General features: G+C 72.3%; 13 protein-coding genes. 8 read left to right on the plus strand and 5 right to left on the minus strand.

Features of this window, described 5'->3' with window-relative positions:
- Positions 1-125: 125 nt before the first annotated feature.
- Both ACIQVT_RS25335 and ACIQVT_RS25340 read right to left on the minus strand, forming a co-directional pair.
- The gene (locus tag ACIQVT_RS25335; protein ID WP_403758292.1) at positions 126-1685 is read right to left on the minus strand and encodes an arabinogalactan endo-beta-1,4-galactanase; all 1560 of its coding nucleotides are present in this window, start codon (positions 1683-1685) and stop codon (positions 126-128) included.
- Between the two features lie 111 nt (positions 1686-1796).
- The gene (locus ACIQVT_RS25340; RefSeq protein ID WP_403758295.1) at positions 1797-3818 is read right to left on the minus strand and encodes a beta-galactosidase; all 2022 of its coding nucleotides are present in this window, start codon (positions 3816-3818) and stop codon (positions 1797-1799) included.
- Between the two features lie 237 nt (positions 3819-4055).
- Here ACIQVT_RS25340 and ACIQVT_RS25345 point away from each other — a divergent pair, with 237 nt between their 5' ends.
- From ACIQVT_RS25345 to ACIQVT_RS25370, 6 genes are all read left to right on the plus strand, one after another.
- Positions 4056-5372: an ABC transporter substrate-binding protein gene (locus ACIQVT_RS25345; protein WP_403758301.1), complete on the plus strand. Its 1317-nt coding sequence runs from the start codon at positions 4056-4058 to the stop codon at positions 5370-5372.
- 101 nt (positions 5373-5473) lie between these two features.
- A complete protein-coding gene (locus ACIQVT_RS25350) occupies positions 5474-6355 on the plus strand; it encodes a carbohydrate ABC transporter permease (RefSeq protein ID WP_403758673.1) in 882 nt (293 codons plus the stop codon).
- A complete protein-coding gene (locus tag ACIQVT_RS25355) occupies positions 6352-7257 on the plus strand; it encodes a carbohydrate ABC transporter permease (RefSeq protein ID WP_403758304.1) in 906 nt (301 codons plus the stop codon). The genes ACIQVT_RS25350 and ACIQVT_RS25355 overlap by 4 nt, the downstream gene beginning before the upstream one ends.
- The gene (locus tag ACIQVT_RS25360; protein WP_403758307.1) at positions 7254-8285 is read left to right on the plus strand and encodes a LacI family DNA-binding transcriptional regulator; all 1032 of its coding nucleotides are present in this window, start codon (positions 7254-7256) and stop codon (positions 8283-8285) included. The genes ACIQVT_RS25355 and ACIQVT_RS25360 overlap by 4 nt, the downstream gene beginning before the upstream one ends.
- Positions 8286-8437: 152 nt before the next feature.
- Positions 8438-8788 carry a VOC family protein gene (locus ACIQVT_RS25365; protein ID WP_403758310.1) on the plus strand — a complete coding sequence of 117 codons (351 nt, stop codon included), beginning with the start codon at positions 8438-8440 and terminating at the stop codon, positions 8786-8788.
- Between the two features lie 73 nt (positions 8789-8861).
- Positions 8862-9272 (plus strand): MarR family winged helix-turn-helix transcriptional regulator, encoded by a 411-nt coding sequence (locus ACIQVT_RS25370; RefSeq protein WP_403758313.1) that lies wholly within the window; start codon positions 8862-8864, stop codon positions 9270-9272.
- A gap of 90 nt (positions 9273-9362) precedes the next feature.
- Here the strand turns inward: ACIQVT_RS25370 and ACIQVT_RS25375 are convergent, their stop codons facing one another.
- On the minus strand, positions 9363-9767 hold the full coding sequence (locus ACIQVT_RS25375; protein ID WP_403758316.1) for an SseB family protein: 405 nt from the start codon (positions 9765-9767) through the stop codon (positions 9363-9365).
- A gap of 175 nt (positions 9768-9942) precedes the next feature.
- Between ACIQVT_RS25375 and ACIQVT_RS25380 the strand changes: the two genes are divergently transcribed.
- Entirely contained in the window at positions 9943-10377 is a 435-nt protein-coding gene (locus ACIQVT_RS25380; RefSeq protein ID WP_403758319.1) for a VOC family protein, read from the plus strand.
- 260 nt (positions 10378-10637) lie between these two features.
- Here the strand turns inward: ACIQVT_RS25380 and ACIQVT_RS25385 are convergent, their stop codons facing one another.
- Entirely contained in the window at positions 10638-10955 is a 318-nt protein-coding gene (locus ACIQVT_RS25385) for a DUF2795 domain-containing protein (RefSeq protein WP_403758322.1), read from the minus strand.
- Positions 10956-10966: 11 nt separating this feature from the next.
- Positions 10967-11098 (minus strand): hypothetical protein, encoded by a 132-nt coding sequence (locus ACIQVT_RS25390; protein WP_403758325.1) that lies wholly within the window; start codon positions 11096-11098, stop codon positions 10967-10969.
- Positions 11099-11562: 464 nt separating this feature from the next.
- On the opposite strand from ACIQVT_RS25390, the gene ACIQVT_RS25395 reads away from it, so the two are divergent.
- Positions 11563-12408, plus strand: coding sequence for a CAP domain-containing protein (locus tag ACIQVT_RS25395; protein WP_403758328.1), 846 nt, complete (start codon positions 11563-11565; stop codon positions 12406-12408).
- The last annotated feature ends 6 nt before the right edge of the window (positions 12409-12414 follow it).

Below are 12414 nucleotides of genomic sequence, written 5' to 3' on the forward strand. Positions count from 1 at the left end.
GGGGGGGGGGGGGGGGGGGGGGGGGCGGGGGGGGGGGGGGGGGGGGGGGGGGGGGGGGCCCCCCCCCCGCGGGGGGGGGGGGGGCGCGGGGGGCGGGGGGCCCCCCCCCCCCCGCGACGCAGGGCTCAGCGGTGCCGGAACCAGGACATCGAGGGCAGGGCCCGGTCGTCGTAGCCGAAGAGGGCCTGGTTCTCCCAGCCGTTGCCGGAGGTGGCGTCGGCCGGGTCCCAGCCGTTGCCGGGGACGGCGGTCCAGGTGGCCTCCCAGTAGAAGACGCCCAGGCCCCGCCCGCCCGGGACGGCCTCGACGATGCTCGCCACGTCGTTCATCCACTTGGTCTGGCCGGCCGGGGTCGCCGGGTAGCCGGGGACCAGTTCGCCGGTGGTGTCGATCTGGTCGGTGAGCTGGTCGTCACTGTCGAGACGGAAGGGGTACGCGGTCTCGGCGACGAAGACCGGCTTGCGGTAGCGGGCGGCCGCGTCGTCCAGGGTGGTCTGGAAGTCGGCGAGCGGGCCGTGCCAGTAGCCGTAGTACGACAACCCGATCGCGTCGAACCGCACGCCGTGCGCGACCGCGTTGTCGAACCACCACTCGGTGCCGGCCCTGTCCCCGCCCTTGGCCAGGTGCAGCGCGACGACGGTGGACGGGTCGACCGCCTTGACGGCGTCGTAGCCCGAGTCGAGCAGTCCGGCCAGCTGGTCCCAGTCGTCGGTGGATCCCTCGGACCACAGCATGCCGCCGTTGATCTCATTGCCCACCTGGACCATGTCGGCGGTGGTGCCTTGAGCCTTCAGGGCGCTCAACACGTCGTACGTGTGCCGGTACACGTCCGTCTTCAGCCCGCTGTAGTCGTGGCCGGACCAGGCGGCCGGCTTCGACTGGGCGCCCGGGTCGGCCCAGGTGTCCGAGTAGTGGAAGTCGACCAGGAGCTTCATGCCCCGCGCCTTGACGCGCCGGGCCATCGCGAGGACGTGCGCCTTGTCGTTGAAGCCGTCGGCGGGATTCACCCAGACCTTCAGGCGTGCGTAGTTCATGCCGGACGAGCGCAGGACGGCCAGCGCGTCCCCGGCCGCGCCGGAAGCGGTCCGGTATACACCGCCCTCCGCCTCGCTCTTGGCGAGCGAGGAGATGTCGGCGCCGTGGACGGAGGTGCCGGTGGTGCCGGACGTGAGGGTCAGATCGTCGACATTGATCCAGTTGCCGGCGTGCGCGTCACTGTAGATGCTGATGGTGCACTGATGGTTGATCACCTTGATCGGGGTGACGATCCGGATCCACCCGGTGGACGAGACCGGGAGATCGGTGCGCTGCTCCGCGCCGCCGCAGTTCCTGAGCGCCAGGTACGCGGCGTTCTGTCCGCCGCTGGACCGGACCCACGCCGTGAGGGTGTGGTCGCCGTCGGTCAGACCGGACAGGTGCTGGTAGGTCTCCACCTTGTAGGCGGACGCCGAGTAGTGGGTGAGGCGGTAGCTCCCGTCGTGGCCGCCGGACTCGGTGTACGAGGCGGCCGTGTCGCCGTACTCCGACCAGCCGGCGGGTGTGGCCGTGCCCGCACCGCCGGACTCGAAGCCGGCGTTGGTGAGCGTGCTCGCGGCGTGGGCGGTCTGGGCGGGCAGGGCCGTGAGGGCGAGCCCGGCCGCGAGCGGCGGCAGCACGGCCCTGAGGGTGCGTCTGGGATGGAACATCGTCGTCCGTCGTCCCTTCGACGTAACTGGGGAGGGTGTCCTGCGGTGGGGCCGGAGGAGGGCCCCTCCGCCCGCGGCCCTCGTGGCACGCACGGGCGGAGGGGAGCCGGCTCAGCCGTCGAGTCGTACGACCCGGACGGCGCCCGCCGGGACCGCGAGGCGGCCCGCGGCGCGTTCGCCCGTCAGCAGTTCGGTGCCGGGCGTGTCCAGCGGCACCTTGGTGTCGCCGGCGGTGTGGTTGAGGACGAAGAGGTAGGTGCCCGACGGTCCGTCGCGGCGCACGACCTCGACGTCGCGGGGCAGGCCGGCGCGGGGCGTGATCCCGGCGTCGGCGGCCGCCCGGGCGAGGACCGCGTCCAGGCCCCGGGCGTCCAGGCGGGTGGAGACGTACCAGGCGGTGCCCCGGCCGGTGCGGTGCCGGGTGACGGCCGGGCGGCCCGCGGCGAGTCCGTCGGCGTACGTCCACACGGTCTCGGCGCCGCGCGGCACGACGAACTCGCTCCACACGTCCCCGGTCAGCGCGGAGTCGTCCGCGGCGGTGAGGCGTACGCGGTCGCCCTCCAGCAGCGGCGAGAACTCCTCCACGGTCAGGCCGAGGACGTCGCGCAGCACACCCGGACAGGCGCCTTCGTGCACGGCGTCGTGCTCGTCGACGATGCCGGAGAAGTACGACACGAGGAGCGTGCCGCCGTTCTCCGTGTACTCCCGGAGGTTGTCGCCGGCCGCCTCGGTCATCAGGTACAGGGCCGGGACGACGACGAGGGGGTAGGCCGACAGGTCGGCTTCCGGGTGGGCGAAGTCGACGGTGAGGTGGCGGTCGTAGAGGGCCTCGTAGAAGGAGTCGGCGCGCTCGCGCGGGTCGTGGTCCTCGCTGGGGCGCCAGGCGAGGTTCTGCGCCCACCAGGACTGCCAGTCCCACAGCATGGCCACGTCGGCCCGGGTGCGGGTGCCCCGCAGGGAGCTCAGCCGGTCGACGGACGCGCCGAGTTCGACGACCTCCCGCCAGACGCGGGTGTCGGTGCCGCCGTGCGGCAGCATCGCGGAGTGGAACTTCTCGGCGCCGCGCCGGGACTGGCGCCACTGGAAGAACATCGCGCCCTCGGAGCCGCGGGCGATGTGCGCGAGGGAGTTGCGGGCCATCTCGCCGGGGGCCTTGGCGGGGTTGCGGGGCTGCCAGTTGACGCCCGAGGTGGAGTGCTCCAGGAGCAGCCAGGGGGCGCCGCCGGCGACCGAGCGGGTGAGGTCGGCGGCCATGGCGAGGTTGACGTGGGTGCGGCGGCCGTCGGTGATCAGGTAGTGGTCGTTGGTGACGAGGTCGACCTCGCGGCCCCAGGCCCAGTAGTCCATGGAGTCGCACTGGCTGAGCGCGGTCATGAAGTTGGTGGTGACCGGGACGCCCGGTGACAGGCGGTGCAGGATGTCCCGTTCGGCGCGGAAGTTCTCCCGGACGGTGGCGTCGGCGAAGCGCCGGTAGTCCAGCGCCTGGCCGGGGTTGCCGGCGGTCGGGGTGGCGCGGGGCGGGTTGATCTGCTCGAAGGCGGTGTAGCGCTGGCCCCAGAAGGCGGTTCCCCAGGCCGCGTTGACGGCGTCGACCGTGCCGTAGGTGTCGGCGAGCCAGCGGCGGAAGTGGGCCGCGCAGGAGTCGCAGTAGCAGGCCGAGACGGGGACGCCGTACTCGTTGTGGACGTGCCACATCGCCAGCGCCGGGTGGTCGCCGTAGCGCTCGGCCAGTGCGGTGGTGACGGTCGCGGCGGCGGCCCGGTAGTCGGCGTTGCTGTGGCAGATCGCGCCGCGCGAGCCGAACTCGTAGCGCACGCCGTCCGCGGTGACCGGCAGCGCCTCGGGGTGCGCCCGGTAGAACCAGACGGGGGGCACGACGGTCGGTGTGCCGAGGTCGACGCGGACGCCGTGCTCGTGCAGGAGCGCGATGACCCGGTCCAGCCAGCCGAAGTCGTACTCCCCGGGGGCGGGTTCGAGCAGGGCCCAGGAGAAGATCCCGACGCTGACCATCGTGACGCCGGCCTCGCGCATCAGCCGGACGTCCTCCTGCCAGACGGACTCGGGCCACTGCTCGGGGTTGTAGTCCCCGCCGAAGGCGAGCCTGGTGAGGCCCCTGGGGCTGACGTCAGGCATGGATGCCTCCCGGGAGAATCGATCATTTGGGAACGTGCACACACATCGTCGGCGGCGCGAGCCCAACATAACCGCACAGCAACAACCATTGACAAGTGTCCGGGATGTTTCTCTACTGTGAACGCTCACAGAAGCATGGCAGGCACTACTCAATTGAGAGCGCCCCATTCATGTGAACGTGCACATCTGCATGGCAGGTCCCCGCAGCGGGCGGGGACCCAGGTCAGGGGAGAAACCATGCCGCACCCGAAGCGCCGTCGCCTCGTGACGACCGCCCTCGCCGTCTCGCTCGGCGCCACCACCCTCGCGGCCTGCGGTTCCGAGGACGGCGGCAAGGCCGAGTCGGGTCCCGTCTCGCTGACGTACTGGACGTGGACCCCCGGCATGGACAAGGTCGTCGACCTGTGGAACAAGGGGCCGGGCAGGAAGGACCGCATCACGGTCACGGTGAAGAAGCAGGCATCCGGCGACACGCTGGTCACCAAGATCCTCACCGCGCACAAGGCGAAGAAGGCTCCGGACCTCGTGCAGGCCGAGTACCAGGCGCTCCCCACCCTGGTCAGCAACGACGCGCTGGCCGACATCTCCGCGGAGGTCGGGGACGCCCGGGGCGAGTTCGCCGACGGCGTCTGGCAGCAGAGCACGCTCGGCACGGACGCCGTCTACGCGGTGCCGCAGGACATCGGCCCGATGATGTTCTACTACCGCAAGGACCTGTTCGAGAAGTACGACCTGAAGGTCCCGACCACCTGGGACCAGTTCGCCGAGACGGCACGCCGGCTGAAGGAGAAGGCCCCCGACAGGGACCTCACCACCTTCTCCGCCAACGACTCGGGCCTCTTCGCGGGGCTCGCCCAGCAGGCCGGGGCCAAGTGGTGGACCACCTCCGGTGACAAGTGGAAGGTCGCCATGGACGACGCGGCCACCCGGAAGGTCGCCGGGTTCTGGGGCGGCCTGGTCAAGGAGGGCGTCATCGACAACCAGCCGATGTACACGCCCTCCTGGAACAAGGCCCTCGACACCGGCAAGCAGATCGCCTGGGTGAGCGCCGTGTGGGCGCCGGGCACGCTGACCACCGCGGCACCGGACACCAAGGGCAAGTGGGCCATGGCCCCGCTCCCCCAGTGGTCACCGGACCAGGACGCCACCGGAAGCTGGGGCGGCTCCTCGACGGCGGTCACCACCGACTCCGCCCACCGTGAGGCCGCCGCCCGGTTCGCCACCTGGCTGAACACCGACCGCGACGCCCTGAACGCGCTCGCCAGGGAGAGCGGCATCTACCCGGCCTCCACCTCCGCCCAGCTCAGCGGCGCCTTCTCCGAGCCGCCGGCGTTCTTCGCCGACCAGCCGGACTTCTACACCAGGGCCGCCGCCATCGCGAAGACCACCGCGCCGTCCGCATGGGGCCCGAACGTGAACGTCGCCTACACGTCCTTCAAGGACGCCTTCGGCGCCGCCGCGAAGAACAGGACGGACTTCACCGCCGCCCTGCGGACGATGCAGGACGACACGGTCGCCGACCTGAAGAAGCAGGGCTTCGAGGTCTCCCGGTGAGCACCCCCGCAGGCCGGACGCCGTACGGGACCGAGGGGGTCCCGTACGGCCGGTCCTCCGCCCGCCCCGTCCGCCGGGCGCGGAGCGCGCCGTACGTCTTCCTGGTCCCCGCGACCGTGCTGTTCGTCCTCTTCTTCGCACTGCCCATCGGCTACGCGGTCTGGCTCAGCCTCCGCAAGGCGCACGTGTCGGGGCTGGGCCTCGGCTCGGGCGCCCGCACCGAGGTGTGGGCGGGCCTCCAGAACTACACGGAGGCCTTCCGGGACAGCGAGCTGCTGCGGGGCGCGCTGCGCGTGCTCGGCTACGGCTGCGTCGTCGTCCCGGTGATGCTGGGCCTGGCGCTGCTGTTCGCGCTGATGCTGGACGCCGAGAAGGTGCGGCTGGCCCCGGTCACCCGGCTCGCGATCTTCCTGCCGTACGCCGTCCCCGGCGTGGTGGCCGCGCTGCTGTGGGGCTTCCTGTACCTGCCGGACGTCAGCCCGTTCTACTTCGTGCTGGGCCGGCTGGGCCTGCCGCAGCCGGACCTGCTGGACGGCGGTCCGCTGTTCCTGGCCCTGTCGAACATCGCGGTCTGGGGCGGCACCGGCTTCAACATGATCGTCATCTACACCTCGCTGCGGTCCATCCCGGCGGAGGTGTACGAGGCGGCGAAGCTGGACGGCGCCACCCCCACGCAGATCGCGCTGCGGATCAAGATCCCGATGGTGGCGCCCTCGCTGGTGCTGACCTTCTTCTTCTCGATCATCGCGACGCTCCAGGTGTTCAACGAGCCGACCACCCTGAAGCCGCTCACCAACTCCGTGAGCACGACCTGGAGTCCGCTGATGAAGGTGTACCAGGACGCCTTCGGCCGCAACGACATCTACTCGGCGGCGGCCGAGGCGACGCTGATCGCCGTCGTCACGCTGCTGCTGTCGTTCGGCTTCCTGCGGGCCGCGAACCGCCGCGAGAAGCGGGACGTCAGTCGAGGAGGAGCAGGATGAGTACGCTCGCCGTCCGCGAGGCCGCCCCGGCCGCGGGCACCACCCCGGGTACGGCGCAGGGGCCGCCGCGGCGCCGCCGGATCGCGCTGGTCCCGACGGCGACCCTGCTGTTCGGCGCGGTCTACACCCTGCTGCCGGTCGCCTGGGTGGTGATCGCGTCCACCAAGTCCGGGCACGAGCTGTTCTCCACCTTCACGTTCCTGCCGGGCACCGGGTTCACCGGCAACCTCGCGGACCTGAACGCCTACCGGGACGGCGTCTACTGGACGTGGATGGGCAACTCCGCGCTGTACGCCGGTCTGGGCGCCCTGCTGTCGACGGCCGTGTCCGCGGTCAGCGGGTACGCGCTGGCGACGTACCGGTTCCGGGGCCGCGAGACGATGTTCGACGTGCTGCTCGCGGGTGTGCTGATGCCACCGGTGATCCTCGCGATCCCGCAGTACCTGCTGCTGGCCGAGGCCGACCTCACGGACTCCTACCTGTCCGTGCTGCTGCCGCAGATCCTGTCCCCGTACGGCGTCTACCTCGCCCGGGTCTACGCGTCCGCCGCCGTGCCGGCCGACGTGGTGGAGGCCGGGCGGATGGACGGGGCGGGCGAGTGGCGGATCTTCACCCGGATCGCGCTGCCGATGATGGTCCCCGGCATGGTCACCGTGTTCCTGTTCCAGTTCGTGGCGGTGTGGAACAACTTCCTGCTGCCGTACATCATGCTCAGCGACGATGAGAAGTTCCCGCTCACACTGGGTCTGTACACACTGCTGGAGCAGGGCTCGAACACCCCCGCGCTGTACACCCTGGTGATCACGGGCGCCTTCCTGGCGGTCCTCCCCCTGATCGCCCTCTTCCTGGTCGTCCAGCGCTTCTGGAGCCTGGACCTGCTGTCCGGGGCCGTAAAGTCATGACCATGAGCCAAACGGGGGGCCGGCGCAGACCGCCGACGATCCACGACGTGGCGCGCGAGGCGGGTGTCTCGCGCGGCACCGTCTCGCGTGTGCTCAACGGCGGGCACCACGTGAGCCCCGCGGCCCAGGAGGCGGTCGACGCCGCGATCCGCAGGACGGGTTACGTCGTCAACCGGCACGCCCGTTCCCTGATCACCGGACGGTCGGACTCGGTCGGCTTCCTGCTGACCGAGCCGCAGGAGCGGTTCTTCGAGGACCCCAACTTCAACGTCCTGCTGCGGGGCTGCACCCAGGCGCTGGCCGCGCACGACATCCCGCTGCTGCTGATGCTGGCGGGCACGCGGGACGAACGGCGCCGCATCACGCGGTACATCACCGCCGGGCACGTCGACGGGGTGCTGCTGGTCTCGAGCCACTCGGGGGATCCGGTCGCCGAGGAACTGCGGGAGGCGGGGGTGCCGCTGGTCGCCTGCGGCAAGCCGATCGGACTCGGCTCGAAGGTCGGTTACGTGGCCGCCGACGACCGGGACGGCGCCCGGGACATGGTCCGGCACCTGCTGTCGCTGGGCCGCCGCCGGATCGGCGTGGTCACCGGCCCGCTGGACACCCCCGGCGGTGTGGAACGCCTCGCCGGGTACCGCGAGGTCCTCGCCGAGGCGGGCATCGCGGCCGACGAGCGCCTCGTCGTCCCCGGCGACTACAGCCGGGCCAGCGGTGAGGCGGGCGCGGAGCGGCTCCTGGCGCGGACGCCCGACATGGACGCCGTGTTCGTCGCCTCCGACCTGATGGCGCGGGGCGTGCTGGCGGCCCTGCACCGGGCCGGGAAGCGGGTGCCGGAGGACATCGCCGTCGGTGGTTTCGACGACTCGCCGGCGGCCACCGCCGCCACTCCGGCGCTCACCACGATCCGGCAGCCGTGGGACCGGATCAGCGCCGAGATGGTGCGGGTGCTGCTCGCGCAGATCGGCGGCGAGGACCCGGCGGCGGTGATCCTGCCGACGGAGCTGGTCCGGCGCGACTCCGCCTGACGGCATCGGTGGGGGGCCGGCGGGCGGTCAGGATCATCGGCGGGGGCCCGTAGGCGGTCAGGATCGGAGAAGCCGTGGCGGGCACCGCGGGCCTAGGTTGGGAGCACCGGCGGGAACCCGCCGGGTCACGCTTCCGCAAGGAGTTGAGCCCCATGACCGCAGGTCTCCAGACGATCATCTATCCGGTACGGGACCTGGACCGGGCCAAGGCCCTGTTCTCCGCGCTGCTGGGCGTCGAGCCGTACGCGGACGAGCCCTACTACGTCGGCTACAAGGCCGCCGGGCAGGACGTCGGCCTGGACCCGAACGGGCACGCGAAGGGCATGACCGGGCCGGTGCCGTACTGGCACGTCACCGACCTCGAGAAGCGGCTCGCGGCCCTGGTGGACGCCGGCGCGGAGCTGCTCCAGGGCGCGCAGGACGTCGGCGGCGGCCGGCTGATCGCCTCGGTGCGGGACGGCGACGGCAACCTGGTGGGACTGCTCCAGGACCCCGCCGCCTGAGGGCCGGGCCGGCCACGCCCCGACCATTAGTTGCATACTCAACAATTGGCCGGATCGGTGCTACCGTGCCGGTATGGCAGTGAAGACGGCCGAGACCCGGCTAGAGGAACGCTGGCGGGACATTCTCACGGTGCACGCGCGCACGATGTGCGAGATCGACCGCGCCCTGCACCCCCACGGCCTGGGCGCCAGCGACTTCGAGGTGCTGGACATCCTGGCCTCCGAGTCGCCCGCGGAGGGCGACCAGTGCCGGGTGCAGAACCTGGTCGGACGGGTCCATCTCAGCCAGAGCGCGCTGTCCCGGCTGATCGGGCGGCTGGAGAAGGACGGCTTGGTGGAGCGCTCGGTGTGCGCGGAGGACCGGCGCGGCGTATGGGTCGCGCTGACCGCGCGGGGCCGCGCGCTGCACGCCGAGGTGCTGCCGCTCCAGCGCGCGGTGCTGCGGCGCATGCTGGCCGAGCAGGAGGACCCCGGCGGCGGCTGAGCCCCTTCCACCCCGACGCGGACGGACACCCGGTGATCCGCCCGGCGGCAGGCGCCTTCTGGCGCCCTCCCCGGGGGACCGGTCGCGGGCTCAGCGCGCGAGCAGTGTGCGTACGCCCTGCGAGGTGAGGGTCAGTCCGTGGGCGGAGCTGCCGTCGATGGCGAGGGAGAGGTCCTCCTCGGGCCACTGCGAGGCCAGCGCGCCGAGCGGGATCAGGCGGTAGCGCGACACGAACGGCAGCAGTTCGGCCATCTCGCCCTCCGTGGTGAACACCGGGACGATCGGATCACCCCCGGGCTGTTCGAGGAGGGGCAGCGCCACCGTCGAGGCGTCGGCCCCCTCCCCGTTGACCGCGTCGTCCGGCACCGGGACGAGCACCTCGCTGTGGGCGAGGGTGTCCAGGGCGGTCTGGTCCTCGGCGTTCACGGCGAGCGCGTCCAGCGCCCGCTGGGCCGGTGTAGGGGCCGGCAGGTCGTCGTGTGCGGGTGTCTCCATGGCAGATCCCCAGATAGCGGCGGTGGTACGGGCCAGCCGTAGGGCTTTGCCCGAGCGTGCTCCGCCTCGCGTACCCGGTGGGGTGCGCGGCATGCGTCGGGGCACGTCCTCGTGCCCCGGGCACCGGGTGCGAATATCGGGAGACGGCGGAGGAGGCCGGCTCTACGATGGCCCGATGGCGTCGATCAAGCAGGTCCAGATCACTTTCGACTGCGCGGAACCCGAACGCGTCGCGCGTTTCTGGTGCGAGGTGCTCGGGTACGTCGTGCCGCCGCCACCGCCGGGATTCGCCTCCTGGGAGGACTTCGACCGTTCGCTGCCGCCCGAGCGTCAGGGTGCGGCGTTCGCCTGCGTCGATCCCTCGGGCGTGGGTCCGCGCCTGTTCTTCCAGCGCGTCCCCGAGGGCAAGACCGTAAAGAACCGGGTCCATCTCGACGTGCGGGTCGGCACCGGGCTCGTGGGCGAGGAGCGCGTGGCCGCGCTCGAGGCCGAGTGCGCGCGACTGGTCGCGCTCGGCGCGGTACGTGTGCGGCTGCTGCGCGCCGACGGGTTCAACGAGTCCTGCCTCCCGATGCTGGACGTCGAGGGCAACGAGTTCTGCCTCGACTGAGCGGTCGCGGCCAGGTCCACCGACAGCATGGCGAGCCGGCGACATGGCCTGATCGCCGGGCGCTCGTTGCACGACGGCGGCGGCGGCGCCGGGCCTCCACCCAGCTCGTGGCGCCCTCGCGGCCGACCCGCGCCCGGAGGGCGCCCCACCACGAGTGGCCGTGTGACCGGCCCGCAGCCGACGGCCGTAGGCGGTGAGGAAGCGGGCGGGGCCGGCAGCGAGACGTCACCGCTGACGGCCGGGCCGGTCGGGGCTCGGTCTCAGCGGTCGAACTCCTCGTGGATCGGGGTCCTGGGTTCCTCACGCAGGTGCTGCGCGACCCCGGGCCTGCCGCCGCGTCGCGCTCGTTCCGTCCGACGCGCGGTGGCGCCGTCGGCGGCCGGGGCCGTCCGGAGCGCCCGCGCGACCTCCTCCCGGCCGTCGTACTCGGCGGCGGGGATGGCCCGCAGGGCCTCGACGACCTCGTCCGGGGCCTCCGCCTCACGCGCGGCCGCGAGCAGCCGGCCCCGGTCCGCCGGATAGGACACGTCCGTCAGGGCGTCCAGCACCTCGGCGACGCCGGTGTGCGCCGTGCCCATGCCCCCTCCCCTCACACGTCTTCCGCGTCGTCGTCGGGGTCCTCGCCCTCCGCCTGGGACGGGGTGGTGCGCGGCGGCTGCTCCGCCTCGGGGGCGTCGTCCTCCGGCTCGCCCTCGGCCTGGGACGGGGTGGTCTCGCTCATCAGGTCTCCTCGTGCATGGATCGCAGGGTTCTCACGCGCCTCCGAGTACCCGTCCGTCACACCTCCCTCACCTGGCAACATCTGCGCCCCCACGGCGGGCCGGCACTTTCGGCGACGGGACTCCCGCGAGATATGCGTCACACCCGCCTCGGCCACTAAGCGGCCCGGGTAGTAGAACCCGCGCCGCTGACATAAGCGATTTGTCCGGCTTGCCGTGGACACGACTGCCGAGTACGCGGTGAAGCACCGGCCGTCGGACCGCTCACCCAGTTCCCCGCCGATGCCGCGCAACTGACGGACCCACAGACGAGTGCAAACATCGCTGCCGCGAAGTCAACACCTCCCGGTCCGTCTGACAAGGGGCGCCCCGGCCTACTAGAGACGGTAGTGGGACGGCCTCTTTGCGCTGTCTGTGAAGGCGTCCGGACAATGAGCGCTCGGCGATCACCGAGTGAGGTTGACGTATGGGCCAGCACCGCAGAACCAAGCACTACCGGCGGATAGCCATCACCGCCGCCGCCATCGGCGCCGTGGGCGTACCGACCGTCGCCCTGGCCTGTTCGGAGTGGCCGTACGGCCCCGACGGGCAGCCGCAGGCCACCGCGAGCAGCATCCCCGCCGGGCAGTGGCAGCACACGCGCGGACATCACCACCGCAACGGCCACGGCGCCCCCACGCCGCACACCACCTCCCCTGGGACCACCCCGTCCGCGACCGCGACCCCGTCCGCGACCGCCACGGCGCCCGCCCCCCCGGCGACGGCCGCTCCCAGCGCCCCGCGGACGACGGCGGTCCGGCCGGGCCCCACCGGAAAGGCCACCGCCCACGAGCCCCGGCGGACCACCGCTCCCGCGGCCCCCGGCGCCACCGCCTCGGCGCCGGCCCCCGCGTCCCCCGCCACGCCGGCCACCCCGAAGCCCGCCGCCACGGCGTCCGGGATCACCGCGGAGATCCTGGGTCTGGTCAACGCCGAGCGGTCCCGGGCCGGTTGCCAGGCCCTGACCCTCGACCCGGTGCTGACCAAGGCCGCCCAGGCGCACAGCGCCGACATGGCGGCCCACCAGAACATGTCGCACACCGGCTCCGACGGGTCGTCCCCGGGCGACCGCATCACGGCTGCCGGCTACGCCTGGAGCAGCTACGGCGAGAACGTCGCCTACGGCTACGGCACGGCGGAGCAGGTCATGGCGGGCTGGATGGCCAGCCCGGGCCACCGGGCCAACATCCTCAACTGCTCGTTCCAGGAGATCGGCGTCGGTCTCGCGCAGCCCGGCAGCTACTGGACGCAGGACTTCGCCACCGCCCGGTGACGGGCG

Origin of the sequence: Streptomyces sp. NPDC100445, assembly GCF_044759735.1 — a bacterium.
Lineage (GTDB): Bacteria > Actinomycetota > Actinomycetes > Streptomycetales > Streptomycetaceae > Streptomyces.